The following is a 20,365-nucleotide window of genomic DNA, read 5'->3' on the forward strand; positions in this document are numbered from 1 at the left end:
CGGTGGGCGCGGAGTGTCAGCAGATGCGCGGAAGCTGCTCCCCGAGCGGCATGTCCACCACCCGGGTGCCGCCCAGGCCGGTGGCCGCGACCACCATGCCGGGGTGGTCGGGGACGCAGTGGCCGATCGCCACGGACTCCTTGCCGAGCGGGTGGGCGCGCATCGCCGCGAGGACGGCGTCCGCGTGCTCGCGCGCAACGAACGCCACCAGCTTGCCCTCGTTGGCCACGTACAGCGGGTCCAGGCCGAGGAAGGCGCACGCGTTGGCGACCGTCTCCGGGACGGGCAGGGAACGCTCGTCGAGCGCGATGCCGACCCGGGCCGCCGCGGCGATCTCGTTCAGGGAGGTGGCCAGACCGCCGCGGGTCGGATCGCGCAGCACATGGAGGTCGGGGCAGACCGCCAGCATGTCCGCGACCAGACCGGCCAGCGACGCCGTGTCGCTCTGGATCTCGACGCCGAACTCGAGCCCCTCCCGCACGCTCATGATGGCCACGCCGTGCACGCCGATCGGCCCGCTGACCAGCACCACGTCACCGGGGGCCGCGCGCTGGGGGCGGATGTCGACGCCGTCCGGGATCAGGCCGATCCCGGCGGTGTTGATGAAGATGCCGTCGCCGTGGCCCGCGTCGACGACCTTGGTGTCACCGGTCGCGACCACCACCCCGGCCGTCCGGGCCGCCTCGCCCAGCGCCTCGGCCACGCGCCCCACGACCGAGAGCTCGACGCCCTCTTCGAGGATGAACCCGCAGGAGAGGTAGGCCGGTACGGCACCCGACATGGCCAGGTCGTTGACCGTGCCGTTGACGGCGAGGTCCCCGATGCTGCCGCCGGGAAAGAACAGCGGCCGTACGACGAAGGAGTCCGTGGAGAAGGCGAGCCGGGCTCCGCCCAGCATCAGATGCGCGGAGTCGCCGAGCTCGGCGAGCACGTCGTTGCCGAAGGCGGGCGCGAACAGGTGCTCCACCAGTTCGGCGGAGAGCGTGCCGCCGCCGCCGTGCCCCATCACGATCCTGTCGTGGTCGCGCAGCGGCGCCGGGCAGGTCCAGGAGGAGAAGTCGACGGGAGCCGACGCGGTGTCAGACAACGGAGCTCGCCTCCTTGTCGGGGGTCTCCAGCCGCCGGTAGAGGTAGTAGGCGGCGCACGCGCCCTCGCTGGAGACCATGGTCGCGCCCAGCGGATTGCGCGGGGTGCACTCCTTGCCGAACGCGGCGCACTCGTGCGGCTTGATGAGGCCCTGGAGCACCTCGCCGCTGCGGCAGGCACCCGACTCCTGGGTCTCGATGCCGGTCACCGAGAAGCGGTGCTCGGCGTCGAACTCGCGGTACTTGGGCGACAGTCGCCAGCCGCTCTGCGGAATCACGCCGATCCCGCGCCAGGCCCGGTCGGTCACCTCGAAGACGTCGGACAGCATGGCGCGGGCCGTGGGGCTTCCCTCGGGCTGCACCGCACGCGGATAGGCGTTCTCCACGGTGTGCTGCCCGGCCTCCAGCTGCCGTACCGCGCGGCGGATGCCCTCCAGGATGTCGAGCGGCTCGAATCCGGTCACCACGATCGGTACCCGGTGCCGCTCGGCGAGTTCGGGATACTCGGCCATGCCCATCACCGTGCAGACGTGCCCGGCGGCGAGGAACGCCTGCACCCGGCAGTCCGGCGAGTTCATGATCGCGTCGATGGCCGGGGGCACCTTGACGTGCGACACCAGCAGGCTGAAGTTGGCGATGCCCAGCTTCTTGGCCTGATAGACGGTCATCGCGTTGGGCGGCGCCGTGGTCTCGAAGCCGATGCCGAAGAACACGACCTGCCGGTCGGGGTTGTCCTGCGCGATCTTCAGCGCGTCCAGCGGCGAGTACACGACGCGTACGTCCGCGCCCTCGCTCTTGACCTTGAACAGGTCGCGTCCGCTGCCGGGCACGCGCAGCATGTCGCCGAAGGAGCAGAAGATCACGTCCGGGCGGGAGGCGATCTCCAGTGCCTTGTCGATGATCTCCAGCGGGGTCACACAGACCGGGCAGCCCGGCCCGTGGATCAGCTCGATCTCCTCGGGCAGGAGCTGGTCGATGCCGTGGCGGATGATCGAGTGCGTCTGGCCGCCGCAGACCTCCATGAGGGCCCAGGGCCGGGTGGTGACGGCCCTGATGTCGTCGAAGAGCCGCTTGGCGAGGACCGGGTCACTGAACTCGTCCAGGTACTTCATGACCGTGCCTCCTTCTCGAAGCCCTCCACGGGCGGGATCTCGGTTCCGGCGGGGCGTTCGGCGCCCGCGTCCCGGGCGGCCTTGCCCCAGGCGTCGCCGAACTCCTCCTCCAGCACCCCGAGGTTCTCGAAGAGCTCCAGGGTCTGCTTCGCCGACTCCTCGTCCAGTCGCTGCAAGGCGAATCCGACGTGGACGATGGCGTAGTCACCGATCTTCATGTCCGGCACGTACTCCAGACATACGTCCTTGACGACTCCGCCGAAGTCCACCTTGGCCATCCGCGTCGCGTCGCGTTCCTCGATCTCCAGCACTCGGCCGGGTACGGCCAGACACATGACTTGCTCCTGACTCGCTCCTGCGCGCTAGCGCTGCGCTCGGGCGGCGACGATCAGCTGCCCGAGGGCCAGGCCACCGTCGTTGGGGGGAACCCTGTGGTGCCTCAGTACGGTGAAGCCGTCCCGTTCCAGGACGGCGCCGCAGCCCTCGGTGAGCAGGGCGTTGCAGAACACCCCGCCGCTGAGGGCGACCGTGCCGATGCCGGTCCGGTCTCGCGCCACCGTGCACACCTCCAGGACCAGGCCGACCACGGCCCGATGGAACCGGCGGGCCACCGGGCCGGCCGCGACGCCGGCCAGGACGTCCGCGACGGCGGCGGCCAGGACCGGCGCCGGATCGGCGATCAGCGGCGCTTCGGGGTCCTGTTGGACCGCTCTCAGCATGAACCGGTACGCGTCGTTCCGCTCGTCGTCGGCCAGCGGGCCCGCCAGATCGCCCACTGCCGCGTTCTCCAGTTCCATCGCCGCCTGGGCCTCGTACTCCACCCGGTGGCAGACCCCCGCGAGCGAGGACACCGCGTCGAAGAGACGTCCCATGCTGGACGTGGGAACGCAGTTGAGCCCCCGTTCCAGCTGCCGTTCGAGCAGCCGACGCTCCTCCGGTGTGGCCGCCGCGGCGCACGGCAGCTCGTCCATCCAGGGCAGTCCCGCGGCCCGCAGATGCGACAGCGCCATCCGGTAGGGGTTGCGTACGGCCGCGTCGCCGCCCGGCAACGGGGCATAGCCCAGATGGGCGAACCGCCGGTATCCGTCGTAGTCGGCGAGCAGCACCTCGCCGCCCCACACGGCACCGTCGTCGCCGTAGCCCGTGCCGTCGAAGGCGACCCCGATCACCGGCGCCGAACCGTCGAGACCGTGCTCGGCCATGGCCGAGGCGACATGCGCGTGGTGGTGCTGCACCTGGCGCAGCGTCAGCCCGCGCGCGGCGGCGGTGCGGCGCGCCCACTGGGTGGCGCGGTAGCCGGGATGCCGGTCGGCGATCAGGAGACGCGGGGTGACGGCGGTGAGGTCCGTCAGATGGCCGGTGGCCCGCTCGAAGGCGGTCAGGGTGGCCAGGTCGTCCATGTCACCGACATGCGCGGACAGCCAGGCGTAGCGGCCGTCCCCGGCGCAGAAGGTGTTCTTCAGATCGCCGCCGACGGCCAGTGCCGGGACCACCGGTACCGGCAGCGCGATCGGGAAGGGTGCGTAACCGCGCGACCTGCGTACCGGTAGCTCGGCGCCCGCGCACACCCGCACCACCGAGTCGTCGCAGGGCACATGGATCGGGCGGTCGTGGGCGAGCCAGGCGTCGGCGAGCCCGGCCAGCCGGGTCAGCGCCTCGGCGTCGTCCGTGACGATGGGCTCGCCCGAGCGGTTCCCGCTGGTCATGACGAGGACGGCGGGACCCGGCGGATCCCCGGGCAGGCCGAGCAGCAGCCGGTGCACGGGGGTGTACGGGAGCATGAAGCCGAGGTCGGGACTGCCGGGCGCGACCCCCGCCGCGATCTCGCCCTCCGCTCCCGCCAGCCGCCGCAGCAGGACCACCGGCTTGCGCGGCCCGAGGAGCAACTCCCGCTCCTCGGGCCCGACATGGGCCAGCCGACGGACGGTCTCCAGCGAGCCGGCGAGCACCGCGAACGGCTTGCCACCGCGGTTCTTGCGCTTGCGCAGGGTGCGCACGGCCGCGGGATCGCCCGCGTCGCAGGCCAGGTGATAGCCGCCGATCCCCTTGACCGCGACCACGGCGCCCTCGGCCAGCAGCCGGCGGGCCTCGGCGAGTGCCTCACCGTCGCGCAGCTCGCCCGGATCGTCCGCCCCGGTGCGCAGCGTGAGCCGGGGGCCGCAGGAGGGGCAGGCGACCGGCTGGGCGTGGAAGCGCCGGTCGGCGGGGTCCGCGTACTCACGGGCGCAGTCCGCGCACATGGGGAAGCCGGCCATGGTGGTGCTGTCCCGGTCGTACGGCAGCGAGGTCACGATGGTGAACCGGGGACCGCAGTGGGTGCAGGTGATGAACGGGTGCCGGTAGCGCCGGTCGGCGGGGTCCGCGAGTTCGCTCAGGCAGGCGTCGCAGGTGGCGGTGTCGGGTGAGACCAGGGTGCGGCCCGGCCCGCCGGAGGAGGGGCGGATGGTGAACACCGAGCCGTCGTTCTCCAGCGGTACGGAACGGTGCTCGACCGACTCGACGACCGCGAGCGGCGGCGGCGAGCTCCCGATCCGCGCGCAGAACGTGGCCACGCCCGCGGCCGGGCCCTCGACCTCGGCCTCGACGCCCCGCGCGTTGTTGGTGACCCAGCCGGTCAGCCCGAGCTCCTGCGCGAGGGTGTACACGAAGGGCCGGAAACCCACTCCCTGGACGACGCCCGTGACGGTGACGTGCCGGCGCTCGCGCCCGGGGGTCCGCCTCACCGCGCGTGCCCGTCCACGGGTGCGTGCCCGTGGGCGTGCTCGTGCCCGTCGGCGTGTTCGTGGCCGGGCTCGTTCCCGTTCCCGTGGCTGTGCAGGTAGCGCTCGTGCTGCCGCGCCAGGACCGGTACGTGCGCCTCCTCGCCGGCCGCGCAGCGCAGGACGTGCGCCAGCAGGGCGTCGACCCCCTCGCCGGTACGGGCCGAGGTCTCCAGGACCGGCACGCCGGGATTGACCTGGCTGACACCCCGCAGGAACGCCTCCCGGTCGAAACCGACGGCGTCCGCGATGTCGGTCTTGGTGACCACGACCAGCTGGGCCAGCCCGAACGCGGTCGGGTACTTGACCGGCTTGTCCTCGCCCTCGGTCACCGACGCGAGCGCGATGCGCAGGGTCTCCCCGAGGTCGTAGGAGGCGGGGCAGACGAGATTGCCGACGTTCTCGACGAACAGCAGCCGGGTGCCCTCGGGGAGCCAGCCTTCGAGCCGCCGCTGGAGCATGCCCGCTTCCAGATGGCACAGCCCGTCGGTGAGGATCTGCTGCACCGGCGCGCCGGACCGGGCCAGCCGGGTCGCGTCGTTCTCGGTCGCCAGATCGGCGGTGACGGCGGCGGCCGGGGTGCCGCCCGCGACGGCACGTGCGAGCAGCTGTTCGAGCAGGGCCGTCTTGCCGCTGCCCGGACTGGACAGCAGATTGACCGCCACCGTGCCGCGGTCACCCAGATAGCCCCGCAGGGCCAGCGCGTTCTCGTCGTTCCTGGCGAGTACGGCCTGATGCAGGTCAACGGTGCGGCACATGGCTCGCCTCCTCGTCGCTTGCCGGCAGCCCGGACGGCGCGGCCCGTGGCCCGTCGTCCGCGCCCTTACCGTCCCTCGGCCCGTCGGCCAGCGTCACCCGGACGATCTCCAGCTCCCGGCCGGCGAGCAGGGTCAGCGGGGTCCCGCACCCGGCGCACCACAGCACCGGAGGCATCCCGATCGGCGCCTCGCGGCCGCAGCCCTCGCAGCGGCCCCGTGCTTCGACAGTGTCGATCAGCAGACGTGCCCCCGCCAGCGCGGTGCCCTCCGCCGCGAGCCCGAACGAGAAGTCCAGCGCCTCCGGCACGACCCCCGCCAGCTCGCCGATCCGCAGGGTCAGCGACGCGACCGAGCGGCCCTGTTCCCGTACGGCCTCCTCGACCTGTTCGACGACCGCGACGGCGATCGACAGCTCATGCACGCCCCTCACCTCCCGTCGCCCGGCCGCCGCTCCGGGCCGCCTCGCCCGGATGTGAGGGTCGCGCATGGCTGGTTACCCTGAGAGCACGATGACCGGGCAAGAGGTCGAGCGACGCGCTCTGCTCACCCCGGTGCTGCTCCTGTTGCTGGCCGAACGCCAAGGTCATGGCTACGAACTGGTGCAGCGCCTGGGCGCTTTCGGCTGCGGCGACGCGGACCAGGCGCATGTGTACCGGCTCCTTCGGGGCATGGAGAGCAGCGGTGAGGTCACCTCGCACTGGCACGCCTCGGAGAGCGGCCCCGCCCGGCGGGTCTACGCGATCACCCAGCAGGGCGCCATGAACCTCGCCCTGTGGTTCGTTCGCCTGGGTGAACTCCACGGCACCCTGCATCTCTTCCTGGAGCGGTATGTGCAGCTCGAGGACGTCGGCGGCCGCGCGGGGCGCGACGGGGCGAGCCCCCGCGCCGGCGCGCGTCCACCGGATCATGCGCGTCCGCCCGATCATTCACGTCCGCCGGATCACATGCGCCGCATGCGCAAGTAGCGGCGGATGTCCGACAGGTTCCGCGCGACTCCGTAGGCCACTACGAGGCCCGCGGCCAGACCAACCCATTGCCATTCCATCCTTGCCTCCATGGTGGTCAGTTCCTCTGGGGTACCGAGGTGGCGCGGCGAACCAGGTCGAGCACCAGGCCGGCGGCGGCGTCCACGGCACCGGCCACCGGGGGAGTCAGCCCCATGCCCTCGCCGGTGTCGCGGGGTTCGCAGCCGATGACGTACACCTCCTCCGGGAGGGTGCCGCCCGCGCCGGCGTGCAGATCGTGCAGCAGGGCCAGCACGGTGGCGGGGTCCATCGCGTGCGTGTCCAGCGGGCCCGGTCCGGGCCCGGCCGCCGGGGGTTCGGGACCGACGTCGATCGTGTAGAGCGTGCCCGGTGGGCCTCCGCGGCTGACGATGTCCACCAGTACGAGCGTCCGGTAGCCGTCCAGCAGCCGGTAGGCGAGGTGCACACCGCGGATGCCGGCGTCCATCAGCTCGACGCCGGGCGGCAGTTCGGGCGTCCGGGCGGCGAGTCGCCGTAGGGTCTCCACCCCGAACCCGTCGTCCTGGAGGAACACGTTGCCGACTCCGGCGACCAGGACCCGGCCGGTCCCGCGCTCTTCGGCCGTATCGGACGGGCCGGTGCGATCGGATCCGGTCATGGCGCCTCCTCCGTGTCCGTGAGCGGGGCCACCTCGTCGGGCTTGAAGTACAGGAAGCGGCCCTGCGCCCGGCGTACGTCGGTGCCGGGGTCGTCGTCCACGACGACGGCGAGATGTGTCTCGCCGTCGAGGTCGCCGACCACGGCCTCGACCGTGGCGTGCCGGCCGTGCAGGAAGACGTCCTGGGCGTCGGAGCGCCGGGCGCCGGGGGTGAGCCTGACCCTGCTGCCGGCCCGTACCGTCTCGCCGTCGATGACGACGACGTCCGGGACCTCGGCGGCCTCGGCGTCCTGCGCCGGGTCCCACCAGGGATGCCCCGGACCCCGGGGCAGACTCGGGCCGGTGCCGGGAGCGGCGGGGAGCGGCTCGTCCGCGCGGTCGTCGCCGGTGATCTCGCGCAGCCCCCGGATCGCCCCGTGCAGACGTTCGCGGACCGCGTCAGGCATGTCGTCGACCAGGTCGATGACCCCTGCGGCGCGGGCGTCCGTGCCGCGGGCCTCACGCTTCTCGCGGTCGGTGAGGGCGGCCGTGCGCAGTGAGAGGATCTCGTCGATCTCGGTGGCGTCGTAGAGGGGCCCCGGGCTCTCCTCGGCGACGGCGGGATGGTCCTCCAGGATGATCGGCGAGGACAGCATGACCTCGTCCGTACCGGGCGGGCCCGCGAGCACGGGCCAGGTGCGGTCGTTGCGACAGCTCGCGGCGGCCGGGCGGGCCCACTCCGGCGGGTCCGTCAGCGACAGGAACCGTCCTCCGGGGATCCCGAGCAGCAGATGGGTGCCGATCAGGCTGTGGGCGAGAGCGGTCTCGCGGTCGGCGTCGGTGTGCTCCGGGACGACGGTGGTGTTGTGCACGCTCACCGTGAGCCGCAGCGCCCGGTAGGGCCCCGGCAACTCCTCGACACTTGGCCGCAGTTCGCCGGTCACCCGCTGTCTGCGCCGCACGAGACGGCCCAGCGTCCGGCCCTCGGCGTCGGTCACCGGCTCGTACTCGACGGCGTCCGGGAGGTCGAACCGTACGGCGTGGAGGACGGCTTGATCGCCCGTCAGTTCCTCCAGCGACTCATGGATCAGGACACGCTCCTCGTGCCCCTCGTCCCACGGCACCAACACCCGGTCGGGAAGGTCGAGTTCGGGAACCTCGGTGTATCCGCCGTCGGGGTCGAGCCGTTCGACCGTGCGCCGCCGGACGTGCAGGAAGCGAAGTTCGGCGTGGAGCCGGTCGCCCTTGCGGGGTTCCAGCAGGCACTCGGTGCGCTGGACGGAGTGTTCTCCGGTCGTGGCGGTCCAGGCGGGCGGCACCAGGACGCCGAACTGCCAGCGCAGCTGGTTCTTGGCGGCCGAGGCACGGTAGGGATAGAGGACGTATCCCTCGAACAGGACGGCGTCCGCGATCGTGCGGGCCTGCTCGAAGCGGTCCTCCAGGGGATTGCTCATCTCAGTCGGCCCCCTTCTTCGCGTCGGCGGTGGCGAGGAGTTCGTCGAAGACGCGCTCCCAGGACGGCAGGGCGCGGGCGGACCGGTAGCGGCGCAGCGCGTCCAGCACGTCCAGCCGCACGCGCAGCCAGCCCGAGTTGGGGAAGTACTGCTCGATCATGTTCCGCCACACGTCCACCGGCATCCGGTACGACGTCTCCTTGTGCCAGGGCACCGGCTCGGCCCGGAAGCCGTCGCGGCCGGTGAACACCGTGCCGGAGAAGAGCAGGAGCAGCGGTACCTCGCCGCGGGACAGCGCCCGGAAGTACGAGGCCGACGCGACCTCGGTGTCATAGGTGCAGGGCACCGGGAGATCGACCTCGGTCGAACCGGTGAACCCCGGGACCGTGATCGAGGTATGGGCGAACTGCAACGGCTTGAGCGTGCTGTTCCAGCGGCTCGGCTCGCCGAACAGGTCGCCCAGCATGCCGACCTCCTCCGGCTCGTAGGAGCGCCCGGCGGGCTCGATACGGATCTGGCAGCGCAGCGCGACGGCGTGCACCGGTTGGTGGTCCGCCTCCTCGATGCGCAGCCCGAACAGCAGCGTCGGCCCGGCTCCGTACGGCTCGGGGCGCACACCGGTGCAGGAGAACCGGAGATCGGTCACGGGGTGCCCCCGGGGTACGTGGATCCCGGTGCGGGTGCGGGTGCCGGTGCGGGTGCCGATATCGGTCCCGGTCCCGGTCCCGGTCCCGGTGTCGGCTCGGGGGCCGGTGGCCGGGCGGCCGCAGTGATCCGCTCCAGGAACTCCGAGATGTCCGCGCGTGCTTCGGCGCCGCCGTCGAAGCCCTTCCAGTGCAGCCGCATCCGGCCGACCAGTTCGTAGCAGACGTCGACCGGGACGAGCGTGCACGTCACATCTCCGCCGTGCCCGCGGTGCAGCAGCAGTGCCTCCACGTCGGGTTCCAGCAGCGTCGCCAGCCGGCTGCGCCCGAGCACCGCGTCCCAGGTTTCCGGGTCGAGTTCGCTCTCGGTGGCGCCCGCCGGGCTCGGATAGAAGGCCGCGAGCCGGCCCAGCTCGGAGTTGCGGAAGAAGAAGGCGAGCGCGACCGGGATCTGAAGCCGGTTCCAGTCCGTCTCGTCCAGGGTGAATTCGGGATCGGTGAGATACCGGTCGGGGACCGCCCGGAAGCGGCCCTGACCCGCGCCCGGCCGGGTGAAGAGCAGATGGCAGGGCGGACAGGAGCACTTGAGGGACCGCCGGGAGGTGTCGACGAGATGTCGGTGCTCGGCGGGCAGCGGTTCCCCGCACAGGTCGCAGCGCTCGCCCTCGGGCGGCGGCCTGCGCGTGAACTGCCTGAGGATGTCGGTGGTCACGGCCCCGCCCCCAGCAGCTCGCCGGGCAGTGCCACCCGCACCGACCCGTTCTCCTCCAGCAGCGGTACGGGATCCAGGTGGCCCTGGTCGCCCCGGCCCGCCCGGCGCACGTCGAACGCGGCGCCGCAGCCCGCGCACCGCAACAGTTCGCCGTCGAGCACCGCGGGAGCGAGGCCCGCCGCGCACAGGGGGCAGCGGTTGCGGTAGGCGTACAACTGCCCCGGCAGACGCACCAGCAGCAGGGTGCGGCCCGCGACCTCTGTGACCCCGGTGGCGCCGTCGGCCGCGGGAAGCGAGCGCGGGCCGAGTTCGTACCAGCGCGCCGGCTCGCCCGGTTCCGCGGGCGGCGCGGCCTCGCCCGGAGCGTCGTCCGGCCGGTGCGGCAGGATCTGGAGCAGCGCCGGCTGCGGGCTCTCGGCGGCCATGCCCTCGACCTCGATGTGCTCGATCTCGGGGGCGATCCGGGCGACCGCCTCCTCGATGGTCCAGCGCACGGTCTGGGTCGAGGAGGGACAGCCGTCGCAGCTGCCGCGCAGTCTGAGGCGCAGCGTCGGACCGCCGGCCGCCTCCAGGTCGAGCCCGGCCACCTCGACGTCGCCGGCGTGCGAGCCGAGGTAGGGGCGGACCTTGTCGAGGGCCCGGCCCACCCGGGTCGCGGTGTCCTCGGGGTGCAGATCGTGGAGGATCAGCAGATCGCCGACGAGTTCGTCGGCGGTGAGGACGGCGAGGGGATCCGCCCCGTCGGGGGCGGAGCGCAGCAGGCGTACGGTCCGGGCGAGGCCCTCGCCGTAGAACTCCATGAGGCAGCGGACCAGTTCGTCCGCGACGTCGCGCGCCTCGGGTCCCGCCCGCTGCGCCAGCTCGTCGAGCAGCGCGCCTATCCGCTCGCCCGTCTCCTGTCCGGCCATCGGCAAGCCCCTCTCCTGAGGCTCCTGAGGAAGGTCGCATCGCGAGATGAGGTCACATCGCGAGGAAGGTGGGACCGCGATGAACGTCGGATCGCCATGCGCCGCGGATCGCGGTGAACGTCCCGGATCCCGGGAAGGTCAGACGGCCAGTCCGCTCAGCCCCGTCGGCATGTGCGTCTGCTGCACGGTCCGTCCGCCGCCGACGTACATGTGCACGCCGCACGGCAGACACGGGTCGAAGCTGCGGACGGCCCGCATGATGTCGATGCCCTTGAAGTTCTCGGGCGGGTTCTCCTCGAAGATGGGCGTGTTCTGCACCGCGTCCTCGTACGGGCCCGGTGTGCCGTAGCTGTCGCGCACGCTGCCGTTCCACGGGGTCGGCGGGTACGGGTGGTAGTTGGCGATCTTACCGTCCCTGATGACCATGTGGTGGGAGAGCACACCGCGGACCGCCTCGGTGAAGCCGCAGCCTATCGACTCGTCCGGCACGTCGAACTTCTCCCAGGTCTGGGTGCGTCCGGCGCGTACCTCCTCCATCGCCTGTTCGGCGAAGTGCAGGGCGGCAGCGGCGGCGTACGCCTGGAAGTAGGTGCGGGCCCGGTTGCGTTCGAGGGCGTTGCTCCACTGGGGGATCTTCCACTCCAGCGCCATCTCCGGCTTGGTCATCGTGCGCGGCAGGTTGATCTGCACGCTGTGCCCGGTGGCCTTGATGTAACCGATGTCGACGAGCCCGGACAGCGCCGTGGACCACAGCCGCGCGATCGGGCCGCCGCCGGTGTCGAGCGCCAGATGGTCGGTGCCGTCGAACCAGCGCGGTGACATGACCCAGCTGTACTTGTCGTCGAAGTCCCGCTTCTGCGGGGCCGGGATGGTGTGCTGGTTCCACGGGTGCCGCTCGTCGACGGGATTGCCCAGCGGGTCGCGTTCGACGAACTTCTCCATGCCCGACCAGTCCTCGTAGTACGAACTGCCGAGCAGGATGCGGATGCCGAGGTTGATGTCGACGAGGCTGTTGGTGACCAGCTTGCCGTCCACGATGACGCCCGGGGTGACGAACATCCGCCGGCCCCAGTTCTCCATGTTGGCGTACTGGAAGTCGCAGTACTCGGGGTCGTTCAGCGCGCCCCAGCACCCCAGCAGCACCCGGCGCCTGCCTACTTCCTCGTACCCGGGCAGGGCCTCGTAGAAGAAGTCGAAGAGGTCGTCGTGGAGCGGGACGACCCGCTTCATGAACTCCACGTAGCGGGTCAGCCGGGTCAGGTAGTCGGTGAAGAGCTGGATGGTCGCGACCGTGCCGACACCGCCCGGGTAGAGCGTGGAGGGGTGCACATGGCGGCCCTCCATCAGGCAGAACATCTCCCGTGTGTAGCGGCTCACCTGGAGCGCCTCACGGTAGAACTCGCCCTCCAGCGGGTTGAGCGAGCGCATGATGTCGGCGATGGTGCGGTAGCCGTGGTCGCCGGCGTGCGGGGCCTCGGTGCGCTCGGCGAGTTCGAGCACGCCGGGGTTGGTCTCGCGGACCATCCGCTCGCAGTAGTCCACGCCGACCAGGTTCTCCTGGAAGATGTTGTGGTCGAACATGTACTCCGCGGCCTCGCCGAGGTTGATGATCCACTCGCCGAGGTGCGGGGGTGCCACGCCGTACGCCATGTTCTGGGCGTACACCGAGCAGGTGGCGTGGTTGTCGCCGCAGATGCCGCAGATCCGGCTGGTGATGAAGTGGGCGTCGCGCGGGTCCTTGCCGCGCATGAAGACGCTGTACCCGCGGAAGACGGACGAGGTGCTGTAGCACTCCGCGACCCGCTTCGCCTTGAAGTCGATCTTGGTGTGGATGCCGAGACTGCCGACGATGCGGGTGATCGGGTCCCACGACATCTCCGTGAGGCCGTCACCGGCCGGCTTGTTCGTCGCCGTCGCCATGGTGCCGCGCCACCTTCCTGTCGAGTGTCTGCTCAGTGGGCAGCCGTGGTCACCACGGGGCCTTGTAGCCGGTCGTGAGCTCTTCGCTCCTGCCGCGCCACTTCGGTTCCTTGTCGACGGTCTTCGCGGTGATGTTCCGCAGCCGTCGTATGACGGATCCGTAGATGCCGCTCGCCGTCGCGGACACATGGCCGCCCGGCGGCTCGTCCATGAACGGCATGAACTTGTCGGGGAAGCCCGGCATGGTGCACGCGATGCAGATCCCGCCGACGTTCGGGCAGCCGCCCACGCCGTTGATCCAGCCGCGCTTGGGCACGTTGCACTTGACCACGGGGCCCCAGCAGCCGAGTTTGACCAGGCACTCCGGTGATCCGTACTCGTTCGCGAACTGTCCCTGCTCGTAGTAGCCGGCACGGTCGCAGCCCTCGTGCACGGTGGCGCCGAACAGCCAGGTCGGCCGCAGCTCCTCGTCCAGCGGGATCATGGGTGCCGCACCCGCCGCCTGGTACAGCAGATAGAGCAGGGTCTCGGAGGCGTTGTCCGGGTGCACGGGGCAGCCCGGGATGCAGACGATCGGAATGCCCGCCTTGGACTTCCACTCCCAGCCCAGATAGTCCGGCACACCCATCGCGCCGGTCGGGTTCCCGGCCATCGCGTGGATACCGCCGTACGTCGCACAGGTGCCGATGGCGACGACGGCGAGCGCCTTGGGGGTGAGCCGGTCCAGCCACTCACTGGTGGTGATCGGCTGACCCGTCTCCGGATCGTCCCCGAACCCGCACCAGTAGCCCTCGGGCTTGACCCGCTCGTTCGGAATGGACCCCTCGACGACCAGCACGAAGGGCTCCAGCTCGCCCCGGTCGGCCTTGAAGAACCATTCGACGAAATTGTCGGCGCCCTCCACGGGCCCGCACTCGAAGTCGATCAGGGGCCAGTGCACCGCCACCTTGGGCAGTCCTGGCAGTGCACCGAGCGCCAGCTCCTCGATGCTCGGCTGGGTCGCGGCGGTCAGCGAGACCGAGTCTCCGTCGCAGCTCAGCCCCGCGTTGATCCAGAGAATGTGGACGGTCGGGTCCTCCTGCGCGTCGTCCTGCGCGGCCGGGCCCGCCGTCGTCGCGGTCGGGGCGTCCATGAGCCCTCCTGGTATCAGCTCATTCAGGTCACAACTGTCCAAACAGCCTCATCCATGGTTACCGCCCGGAACCGCTGTCGGTAAGTGCGAAGCGGCCCTATCGGTACTGGACACCCTCGTCGCGACCGCAGGGACGGCGGGAAATGTTTGCAAAATTGCTGGGTATTTTGTTAACAATCTTGTAGCGTGCGTCACGCCTTGGGCCCGAGGCGTCAGCGGATCACTCGATACACGACTAGAGGAGACCCCCATGGAGTGGCTCTCGCAATCCTCCGATCGCGTCGCCTCCACCCGTCCGGCGGGGCCACGGGAGGGACGCGCCCCCGGCCGCGGGCGTCCGTTGAGGGGCATGGCGATAGCGGGTTCCCTCGCCCTGACGGCGATCGCGGTGCCCTCGTCCGCGATCGCGGCCCAGGGCCGGGCCGCGCCGCACGTGCATGCCGTGGACCCGGAGGACGCCGCCCTGTCCTTCGACCCCGGCGCCTATACGACGCTCACCGTCACGATCGACGGCCGGCCGGTCAAGGTCCGCGCCTACAGCGAACTCTGCTACGTCGCCGACCCGGTCGCCGCGGCCGCGCAGCAGTCCGGCATCTTCGGCTCCACCACCATCACCAACACCCGCTGCGGCTACCAGAGCATGAACGTCTACGTGCCCGAGAGCGTCGTCGCCGACCAGCGGGCGCCGATCTACTTCGCGGTGAACAACGCGGGCTGGATGGCCAGTTACATCAGAGCGAGCGTCACCGACGGTGCCGCCTACGACAGCGCGACGAGCAACGTCGGCGCGGCGCTGAAGGCGGGCTCCGTCTTCGTGGACGTCGCCAACCGCAGCCGCGGTCTGACCGGCGCCGACGGCTCCTCGCCCGGCAAGGCCCCGGCCGCGGTGGTCGACGCCAAGGCCGCGGTCCGCTACCTCCGTCTCAACGACGCCTCCATGCCCGGCAGCGCCGAGCGGATCGTCGTCAACGGCACCAGCGGCGGCGGCGCGCTGTCCTCGATCCTGGGCGCCTCGGGCAACAGCGCCGAGTACGACCACTACCTCGCCGCGATCGGCGCGGCGGGCATCGACTCCAAGGGCCGCAGCACCCTGCGCGACGACGTGTTCGCGGTCGACGCGTACTGCCCGATCACCGACCTCGGCAACGCCGACGCGGCCTACGAGTGGCTCTACAACGTCCTCGGCACCCGCGACGCGACCGGATCGAACGCCACGCCCGGGGACGCGGCCGAGATCGCGGCCCGGTTCCCCGCATACGAGAAGAGCCTCAGGCTCCGCAACCCGGACGGCTCCAGGCTCACCGCCGACGACATGCTGGACACCATCAAGAAGGAGGTCGTCCGCTCCGCCGAGACCTTTATGAAGGCCGACCCGGCCAACACCGTTCCGGCGCTCGGAGCCACCTTCGAGATCACGTCCGGCGGGCCCGGCGGGTCCACCACGAAGTCCTACGTGAACGACTGGATCGACGTCGACAACGCGGCGGACAAGGTGCTGTCGGTCGACATGACGAAGTACCTGAAGTTCGTCGCCACCCAGGCCACTCTGAAGACGACGCCCGCATTCGACGCCGTGGGTGTGCACGGGAACGCGACCAGCGGGACCGAGACCAACCTCTTCGGCCCGTACACCCAGAAGTACATGAACTACACCGGGTGGAGCTGGAACCACAACGACGTCGCCGGTGACGGCAGCGGCATCGACGACACCGGACTCACCTGGGACCAGTACATGGCCGCCAAGGGCACGACCCTCGACGACCAGATCCACCTGATCGACCCGATGGACTTCATCGGCACGAACGCCGACACCGCGCCCAACTGGTACGTCCGCAACGGCACGCGCGACCGGGACACCTCGTTCATCATCTCGGTCAACCTGGACCGGGCTCTGGAGGCGGACAAGCAGGTCAAGAACGTCGACTACCGGCTCGCCTGGAACCAGCCGCACGCCGGCAACTACGACGTGCCGGAGGCCATGGCCTGGATCGCCGAGGTGGTCAAGAAGGCCGGCGACCCGCTCGCCACTCCTCACCGCGGGTCGACCGGACGCTAGCGATCGCCCGGCACGAGGGGGTCTCGTCCCGCGGGTCTCGTCCCGTGGGCGGGGCCCCGTACCGGCGGCAGCCGTCGGGCCGACCGCTGACCCGTCGGCCTCACGCTGCCGTCCTGGTCCTGGAGCGGCAACTCCGGAAGCGGCTCACTGGGCGTCAGATCCCACCGATACCGCGCGATTCAATACATATGACCGAATTGTCCACTGGCGTGTCCGACGTCACTGGGCCCCGCCCGAAGTGGTCAACTCGGCTGCGGAACAAGAATTCCAGGGGGGTGCGGCCGCGCTTCGGCGTCGGCAGGGCACTTGCGGAACGAGTTCGCCTCGCGCAGAGTCCATGACCGTTCAGTCCGTCATTTGCTCACTTCTTCTGCAAATGGCCCAGCTGTCGCATGGGGGCGAAAGGTCACGCGTACATGCCAATAAATTGCACAACTGATAATCGGAAACACCGTCGTCCTCGCGCCATGCGAACAAAATTGGGTGCGCTCGCGGTCACCACTGCCGCGCTCGCCGGAGGCGTCCTTACGCAAACGGATCAGGCCGAGGCCTCCACGCCCAGCGTCGTGGTCGACTCCCTGTCCGTGCAGGCTGCCGCGAACGGACAGTCCAATGCCACGGCCGCGGTCCACAGCGCCAGAACGATCAAACTGCAGGCGCTGACCGTCGCCGTGCGATCCGCCGACGGCGCCAACTACGACTTTCCCGGAGCCACCGCCCCCACACTGGGAACCCGGTCCAGCTCGTACGCCTCGGGCTCCCGTGCGTTCCCGGCCGGCACCTACACGTATTACGTGGCGTACAAGTTCCACGACCGCTGGCACAGTGTCTCTCCGGTGAAATCCTTCACCTCTGGCACAGGCACGGGCGGTGGGTCCACCCCGACGCCGACCGCGACGCCGAAGCCGACGGCCTCGACTCCCGCGGGCACGGCCACACCGACCGCACCGTCCACGCCGACCGCACCGTCCACGCCGCCGTCGACTTCGACGCCGACGTCCTCCGCGCCGTCCACGTCCGCAGCGCCCGTCGGTATCCCCGGCGCGTGGCACCAGGTGTTCGGCGACGAATTCAACGGCACGGCTCTTGACGGTTCCAAGTGGAACTCGAACTGGTTCGGTTGTTCCGGATGCGTCACCAAGCCGCCCAACTCCGCCGAGGCGTCGGCCTATTCCCCGTCGCAGGTCTCTGTCGGCGGTGGGTCCCTCCACCTCAATCTCATCCAGAAGCCGACCACCGTCGGCGGCAAGACGTATCCGTACGTCTCCGGTCTGGTGACCAGCAACGGAAAGGCCCAGTTCACCTACGGCGCTTTCGAAGCCCGCATCTACGCGCCCTCGTCCGGGTCGCAGATGGCCAACTGGCCCTCATTCTGGGCGGACGGACAGAACTGGCCCACGGATGGTGAGCTGGACGTCCTGGAAGGCCTGGGCGGCTCCGCCTGCTATCACTTCCATTCCACGGCGGGCGGTCCGGGAGGCTGCGCCTCCGGCAACTACTCCGGCGGCTGGCACACGTTCGGCGCCGAATGGAAGCAGGGCTCCGTCACGTACTACTACGACGGAAAGCAGGTCGGTCAGATCACCTCCGGGATCACCTCCGCCCCGATGTATCTGATCCTCAACAACGCCATCAATCCCAGTCACAGCGGAACCAACGTGGCCCCCGCCGACATGGCGGTCGACTACGTCAGGGTCTGGCAGCACTGACCCTCCGACGCGCCCCGGGCGCTGGCCGCCTCACGCGGCCGGCGCCCTTCGGGCTGTCGGCCCCCGAGCTGCCGACTCCCCTGTGACGGCGCGCTGTTCGGGGCACGCCGTCCTACGTCATGACGGCCAGGCCGCGACGGCCTCCTCCGGCGTTCGCGCGCTTGCCCGCGCCTCCGCCGCGAACCAGTCGACAGTGTGCCGAAGTCCCTCTTCCAGAGGCACTCGCGGCTCCCAGCCGAGCGCCTCGCGGGCCCGTGCGATGACAGGGCGCCGGCGGACAGGATCGTCGACAGGCAGCGGAAGATGGCGCAGCTCGCCGCTGGATCCGGTGATGCCCGTCACCAGTTCCGCCAGTTCCCGCACCGTGTGCTCCTCCGGATTGCCCAGATTGATCGGGCCCGGTTCGGTGGCGTCGAGCATGGCCACCAGGCCGCGGACCAGGTCGTCGACGTAGCAGAAACTCCGCGTCTGGGAGCCGTCGCCGAAGACCGTCAAGGGCTCCTCCTCGAGCGCCTGCCTGATGAAACTGGAGATCACGCGGCCGTCGTACGGACGCATGTGAGGGCCGTACGTGTTGAAGATCCGGACGATCCCGGCATCGACCCCGCGGCTGCGCCGGTACGCCATGGTGAGAGCCTCCGCGAAGCGCTTGGCCTCGTCGTAGACGCTGCGAGGGCCGATGGGATTGACGTTCCCCCAGTAGTCCTCGCCCTGCGGATGCACCGCCGGATCCCCGTAGACCTCGCTGGTGGACGCCAGGACGAAGCGCGCTTCCCGGCTCTCGGCCAGCCGCAGCATGTTCTCCGTTCCCCGGCTGCCGACCGCCAGCGTCTCGAGCGGATGACGGTGGTAGTCGGCCGGGGACGCGGGCGACGCGAGGTGGGCGACGGCATCGACCGCCTCGGGGAAGCGGAACCGCTCCGTGACGTCGCACGGGACACAGTGGAAGCCCGGCCGATTCAGCAGGCGGGCGATGTTGGCCTTCCGGCCCGAGGAGAAGTTGTCCAGGCAGTAGACGGTGTCACCCCTGCGGAGCAGTTCCTCGCACAGATGGGACCCCAGAAAGCCGCTGCCGCCGGACACCGCCACACGCATGGGATTCGTCCTTCCGCTCAGCCGAGCCGCGGACGGCCCGGAGCGTTCAGCCGCCAGCCCGCCGACTGCCAGGCCCGGGAGTCGAGGGTGTTCCGGGCGTCGACCATGGCCGGGCTGCGCACCACTGTGGCGAGGGCGGCGGGGTCGAGCTCCCGGTACTGGGGCCATTCGGTGAGGTGCAGCACGACATCGGCCTGCTCGCACGCCTTCGTCACGTCCAGGGCGTACTGCAGCTCGGGGTACACGGCTCGGGCGTTGTCGATCGCCTCCGGGTCGTGCACCCGGACCCGGGCTCCGCGCAGGCGCACCGTCTCCGCGACCGCGAGTGCCGGAGAGTCCCGTACGTCGTCGCTGCCCGGCTTGAAGGCGGCCCCCAGAACCGCCACGTCGCGGTCCTCGAAGCTCCCGCCGACGAACCGCTCGGCGAGGTCGACGGTGCGCCGGCGCTGCCGTGTGTTGATCTCGTCGACCTCGCGGAGGAATGCCACCGACTCGCCTCGGCCGATCTCCTCCGCCCGCGCCGCGAAGGCGCGGATGTCCTTGGGCAGGCAGCTGCCGCCGAAGCCGAGGCCGGGGGCCAGGAAGGCGGGGCCGATACGGGAGTCGCTGCCCATCGCCTCGGCGAGAGTGAGCACGTCGGCGCCCACGACGTCACAGATCTCGGCCATGGCGTTGATGAAGGAGATCTTGGTGGCGAGGAAGGAGTTCGAGGCCACCTTGACGAGTTCGGCGGTGACGGTGTCCGTGGCGATGAACGGCGCCCCGGCCGCCACGAGGGGGGCGTAGACCGCGCGCAGCCGCGCTTCGGCCCGCGCCGAGCCGACGCCCGCCACGATGCGTTCCGGCCGCAGGGTGTCCTGGACCGCGGATCCCTCGCGCAGGAACTCCGGGTTCCAGGCGATCTCGGCGCCGCTCGCGCTCAGCCGCGCGGCCAGCCGGTCCGCCGTACCGACGGGCACGGTGGACTTGCCGACGACCAGGGCCCCGTCGTGCAGACCCGGCGCCAGTCCGTCCACCACGGCCTCGACATGGCGCAGGTCGGCCGCGCCCGAGTCGGGCCGCTGCGGGGTGCCGACGCACACGAAGTGCGTGTCGGCGAACCGGGCGGCCTCGTCCAGCGAAGTGGTGAAGCGCAGTGCGTCCGAGGCCACCGTCCGCTGGAGCATCGCGGACAGACCCGGCTCGTGGAACGGGGGATGCCCGGCGGCGAGGGCCGTGACCCGCTCCTCGTCGACGTCGACGCCGAGCACCTCATGGCCTGTCTCCGCCATGCAGGCGGCGTGGACTGCCCCGACATACCCGGTGCCGATGACTGTGAGGCGCATGTCTCTCTCCGAGGTGATCCGTCCGTATATTTACGACGTATACGTACATGGTCGCCCCAGGACGGGCTGAGGTCAACGCGCACCGAGGAGAGA

General features: G+C 70.7%; 18 protein-coding genes. 3 read left to right on the plus strand and 15 right to left on the minus strand.

Annotated features, from left to right (window positions below; genetic code table 11):
- Positions 1-16 precede the first annotated feature (16 nt).
- From hypE to ABZV42_RS12900, 6 genes are read right to left on the minus strand one after another with little or no spacing between them, the layout of a single operon-like run.
- Positions 17-1,087, minus strand: a complete 1,071-nt coding sequence (hypE, locus tag ABZV42_RS12875; RefSeq protein ID WP_355977096.1) for a hydrogenase expression/formation protein HypE — start codon at positions 1,085-1,087, stop codon at positions 17-19.
- Complete coding sequence (hypD, locus tag ABZV42_RS12880) at positions 1,080-2,198, minus strand: hydrogenase formation protein HypD (RefSeq protein ID WP_355977098.1); 1,119 nt, start codon at positions 2,196-2,198, stop codon at positions 1,080-1,082. The genes hypE and hypD overlap by 8 nt, the downstream gene beginning before the upstream one ends.
- Positions 2,195-2,533 (minus strand): HypC/HybG/HupF family hydrogenase formation chaperone, encoded by a 339-nt coding sequence (locus ABZV42_RS12885; RefSeq protein ID WP_355977100.1) that lies wholly within the window; start codon positions 2,531-2,533, stop codon positions 2,195-2,197. Before ABZV42_RS12885 ends, hypD begins: the two co-directional genes overlap by 4 nt.
- Before the next feature lie 27 nt (positions 2,534-2,560).
- On the minus strand, positions 2,561-4,921 hold the full coding sequence (hypF, locus tag ABZV42_RS12890; RefSeq protein WP_356051870.1) for a carbamoyltransferase HypF: 2,361 nt from the start codon (positions 4,919-4,921) through the stop codon (positions 2,561-2,563).
- On the minus strand, positions 4,918-5,715 hold the full coding sequence (gene hypB / locus ABZV42_RS12895; protein WP_356051871.1) for a hydrogenase nickel incorporation protein HypB: 798 nt from the start codon (positions 5,713-5,715) through the stop codon (positions 4,918-4,920). Before hypB ends, hypF begins: the two co-directional genes overlap by 4 nt.
- The gene (locus tag ABZV42_RS12900) at positions 5,699-6,136 is read right to left on the minus strand and encodes a hydrogenase maturation nickel metallochaperone HypA (RefSeq protein ID WP_355977109.1); all 438 of its coding nucleotides are present in this window, start codon (positions 6,134-6,136) and stop codon (positions 5,699-5,701) included. The genes hypB and ABZV42_RS12900 overlap by 17 nt, the downstream gene beginning before the upstream one ends.
- Before the next feature lie 88 nt (positions 6,137-6,224).
- Here ABZV42_RS12900 and ABZV42_RS12905 point away from each other — a divergent pair, with 88 nt between their 5' ends.
- A complete protein-coding gene (locus ABZV42_RS12905) occupies positions 6,225-6,680 on the plus strand; it encodes a helix-turn-helix transcriptional regulator (RefSeq protein WP_355977112.1) in 456 nt (151 codons plus the stop codon).
- A 97-nt stretch (positions 6,681-6,777) separates the two neighbouring features.
- Here the strand turns inward: ABZV42_RS12905 and ABZV42_RS12910 are convergent, their stop codons facing one another.
- From ABZV42_RS12910 to ABZV42_RS12940, 7 genes are all read right to left on the minus strand, one after another.
- On the minus strand, positions 6,778-7,338 hold the full coding sequence (locus ABZV42_RS12910) for a hydrogenase maturation protease (protein WP_355977115.1): 561 nt from the start codon (positions 7,336-7,338) through the stop codon (positions 6,778-6,780).
- Positions 7,335-8,771 (minus strand): hypothetical protein, encoded by a 1,437-nt coding sequence (locus ABZV42_RS12915; RefSeq protein WP_355977118.1) that lies wholly within the window; start codon positions 8,769-8,771, stop codon positions 7,335-7,337. The genes ABZV42_RS12910 and ABZV42_RS12915 overlap by 4 nt, the downstream gene beginning before the upstream one ends.
- Position 8,772: 1 nt before the next feature.
- Entirely contained in the window at positions 8,773-9,417 is a 645-nt protein-coding gene (locus ABZV42_RS12920) for a DUF6084 family protein (RefSeq protein WP_355977121.1), read from the minus strand.
- The gene (locus ABZV42_RS12925; protein WP_356051872.1) at positions 9,414-10,127 is read right to left on the minus strand and encodes a DUF5947 family protein; all 714 of its coding nucleotides are present in this window, start codon (positions 10,125-10,127) and stop codon (positions 9,414-9,416) included. Before ABZV42_RS12925 ends, ABZV42_RS12920 begins: the two co-directional genes overlap by 4 nt.
- Complete coding sequence (locus tag ABZV42_RS12930) at positions 10,124-11,035, minus strand: NifU family protein (protein ID WP_355977127.1); 912 nt, start codon at positions 11,033-11,035, stop codon at positions 10,124-10,126. Before ABZV42_RS12930 ends, ABZV42_RS12925 begins: the two co-directional genes overlap by 4 nt.
- Positions 11,036-11,173: 138 nt before the next feature.
- Positions 11,174-12,955, minus strand: coding sequence for a nickel-dependent hydrogenase large subunit (locus tag ABZV42_RS12935; RefSeq protein WP_356051873.1), 1,782 nt, complete (start codon positions 12,953-12,955; stop codon positions 11,174-11,176).
- Between the two features lie 49 nt (positions 12,956-13,004).
- Positions 13,005-14,087 carry a hydrogenase expression protein HypE gene (locus tag ABZV42_RS12940; protein WP_355977132.1) on the minus strand — a complete coding sequence of 361 codons (1,083 nt, stop codon included), beginning with the start codon at positions 14,085-14,087 and terminating at the stop codon, positions 13,005-13,007.
- Between the two features lie 349 nt (positions 14,088-14,436).
- Between ABZV42_RS12940 and ABZV42_RS12945 the strand changes: the two genes are divergently transcribed.
- Both ABZV42_RS12945 and ABZV42_RS12950 read left to right on the plus strand, forming a co-directional pair.
- Positions 14,437-16,143 (plus strand): subtype B tannase, encoded by a 1,707-nt coding sequence (locus tag ABZV42_RS12945; RefSeq protein ID WP_356051874.1) that lies wholly within the window; start codon positions 14,437-14,439, stop codon positions 16,141-16,143.
- Positions 16,144-16,610: 467 nt separating this feature from the next.
- Entirely contained in the window at positions 16,611-17,852 is a 1,242-nt protein-coding gene (locus tag ABZV42_RS12950) for a glycoside hydrolase family 16 protein (RefSeq protein ID WP_356051876.1), read from the plus strand.
- Positions 17,853-17,969: 117 nt separating this feature from the next.
- Here ABZV42_RS12950 and ABZV42_RS12955 read toward each other — a convergent pair whose 3' ends face one another.
- Both ABZV42_RS12955 and ABZV42_RS12960 read right to left on the minus strand, forming a co-directional pair.
- Positions 17,970-18,947 carry a UDP-glucuronic acid decarboxylase family protein gene (locus ABZV42_RS12955; RefSeq protein WP_356051877.1) on the minus strand — a complete coding sequence of 326 codons (978 nt, stop codon included), beginning with the start codon at positions 18,945-18,947 and terminating at the stop codon, positions 17,970-17,972.
- A gap of 17 nt (positions 18,948-18,964) precedes the next feature.
- Positions 18,965-20,272, minus strand: a complete 1,308-nt coding sequence (locus tag ABZV42_RS12960; RefSeq protein ID WP_356051878.1) for a UDP-glucose/GDP-mannose dehydrogenase family protein — start codon at positions 20,270-20,272, stop codon at positions 18,965-18,967.
- Positions 20,273-20,365: the final 93 nt, after the last annotated feature.

The organism is Streptomyces sp. NPDC005281, from assembly GCF_040607495.1.
Taxonomy (GTDB): Bacteria; Actinomycetota; Actinomycetes; order Streptomycetales; family Streptomycetaceae; genus Streptomyces.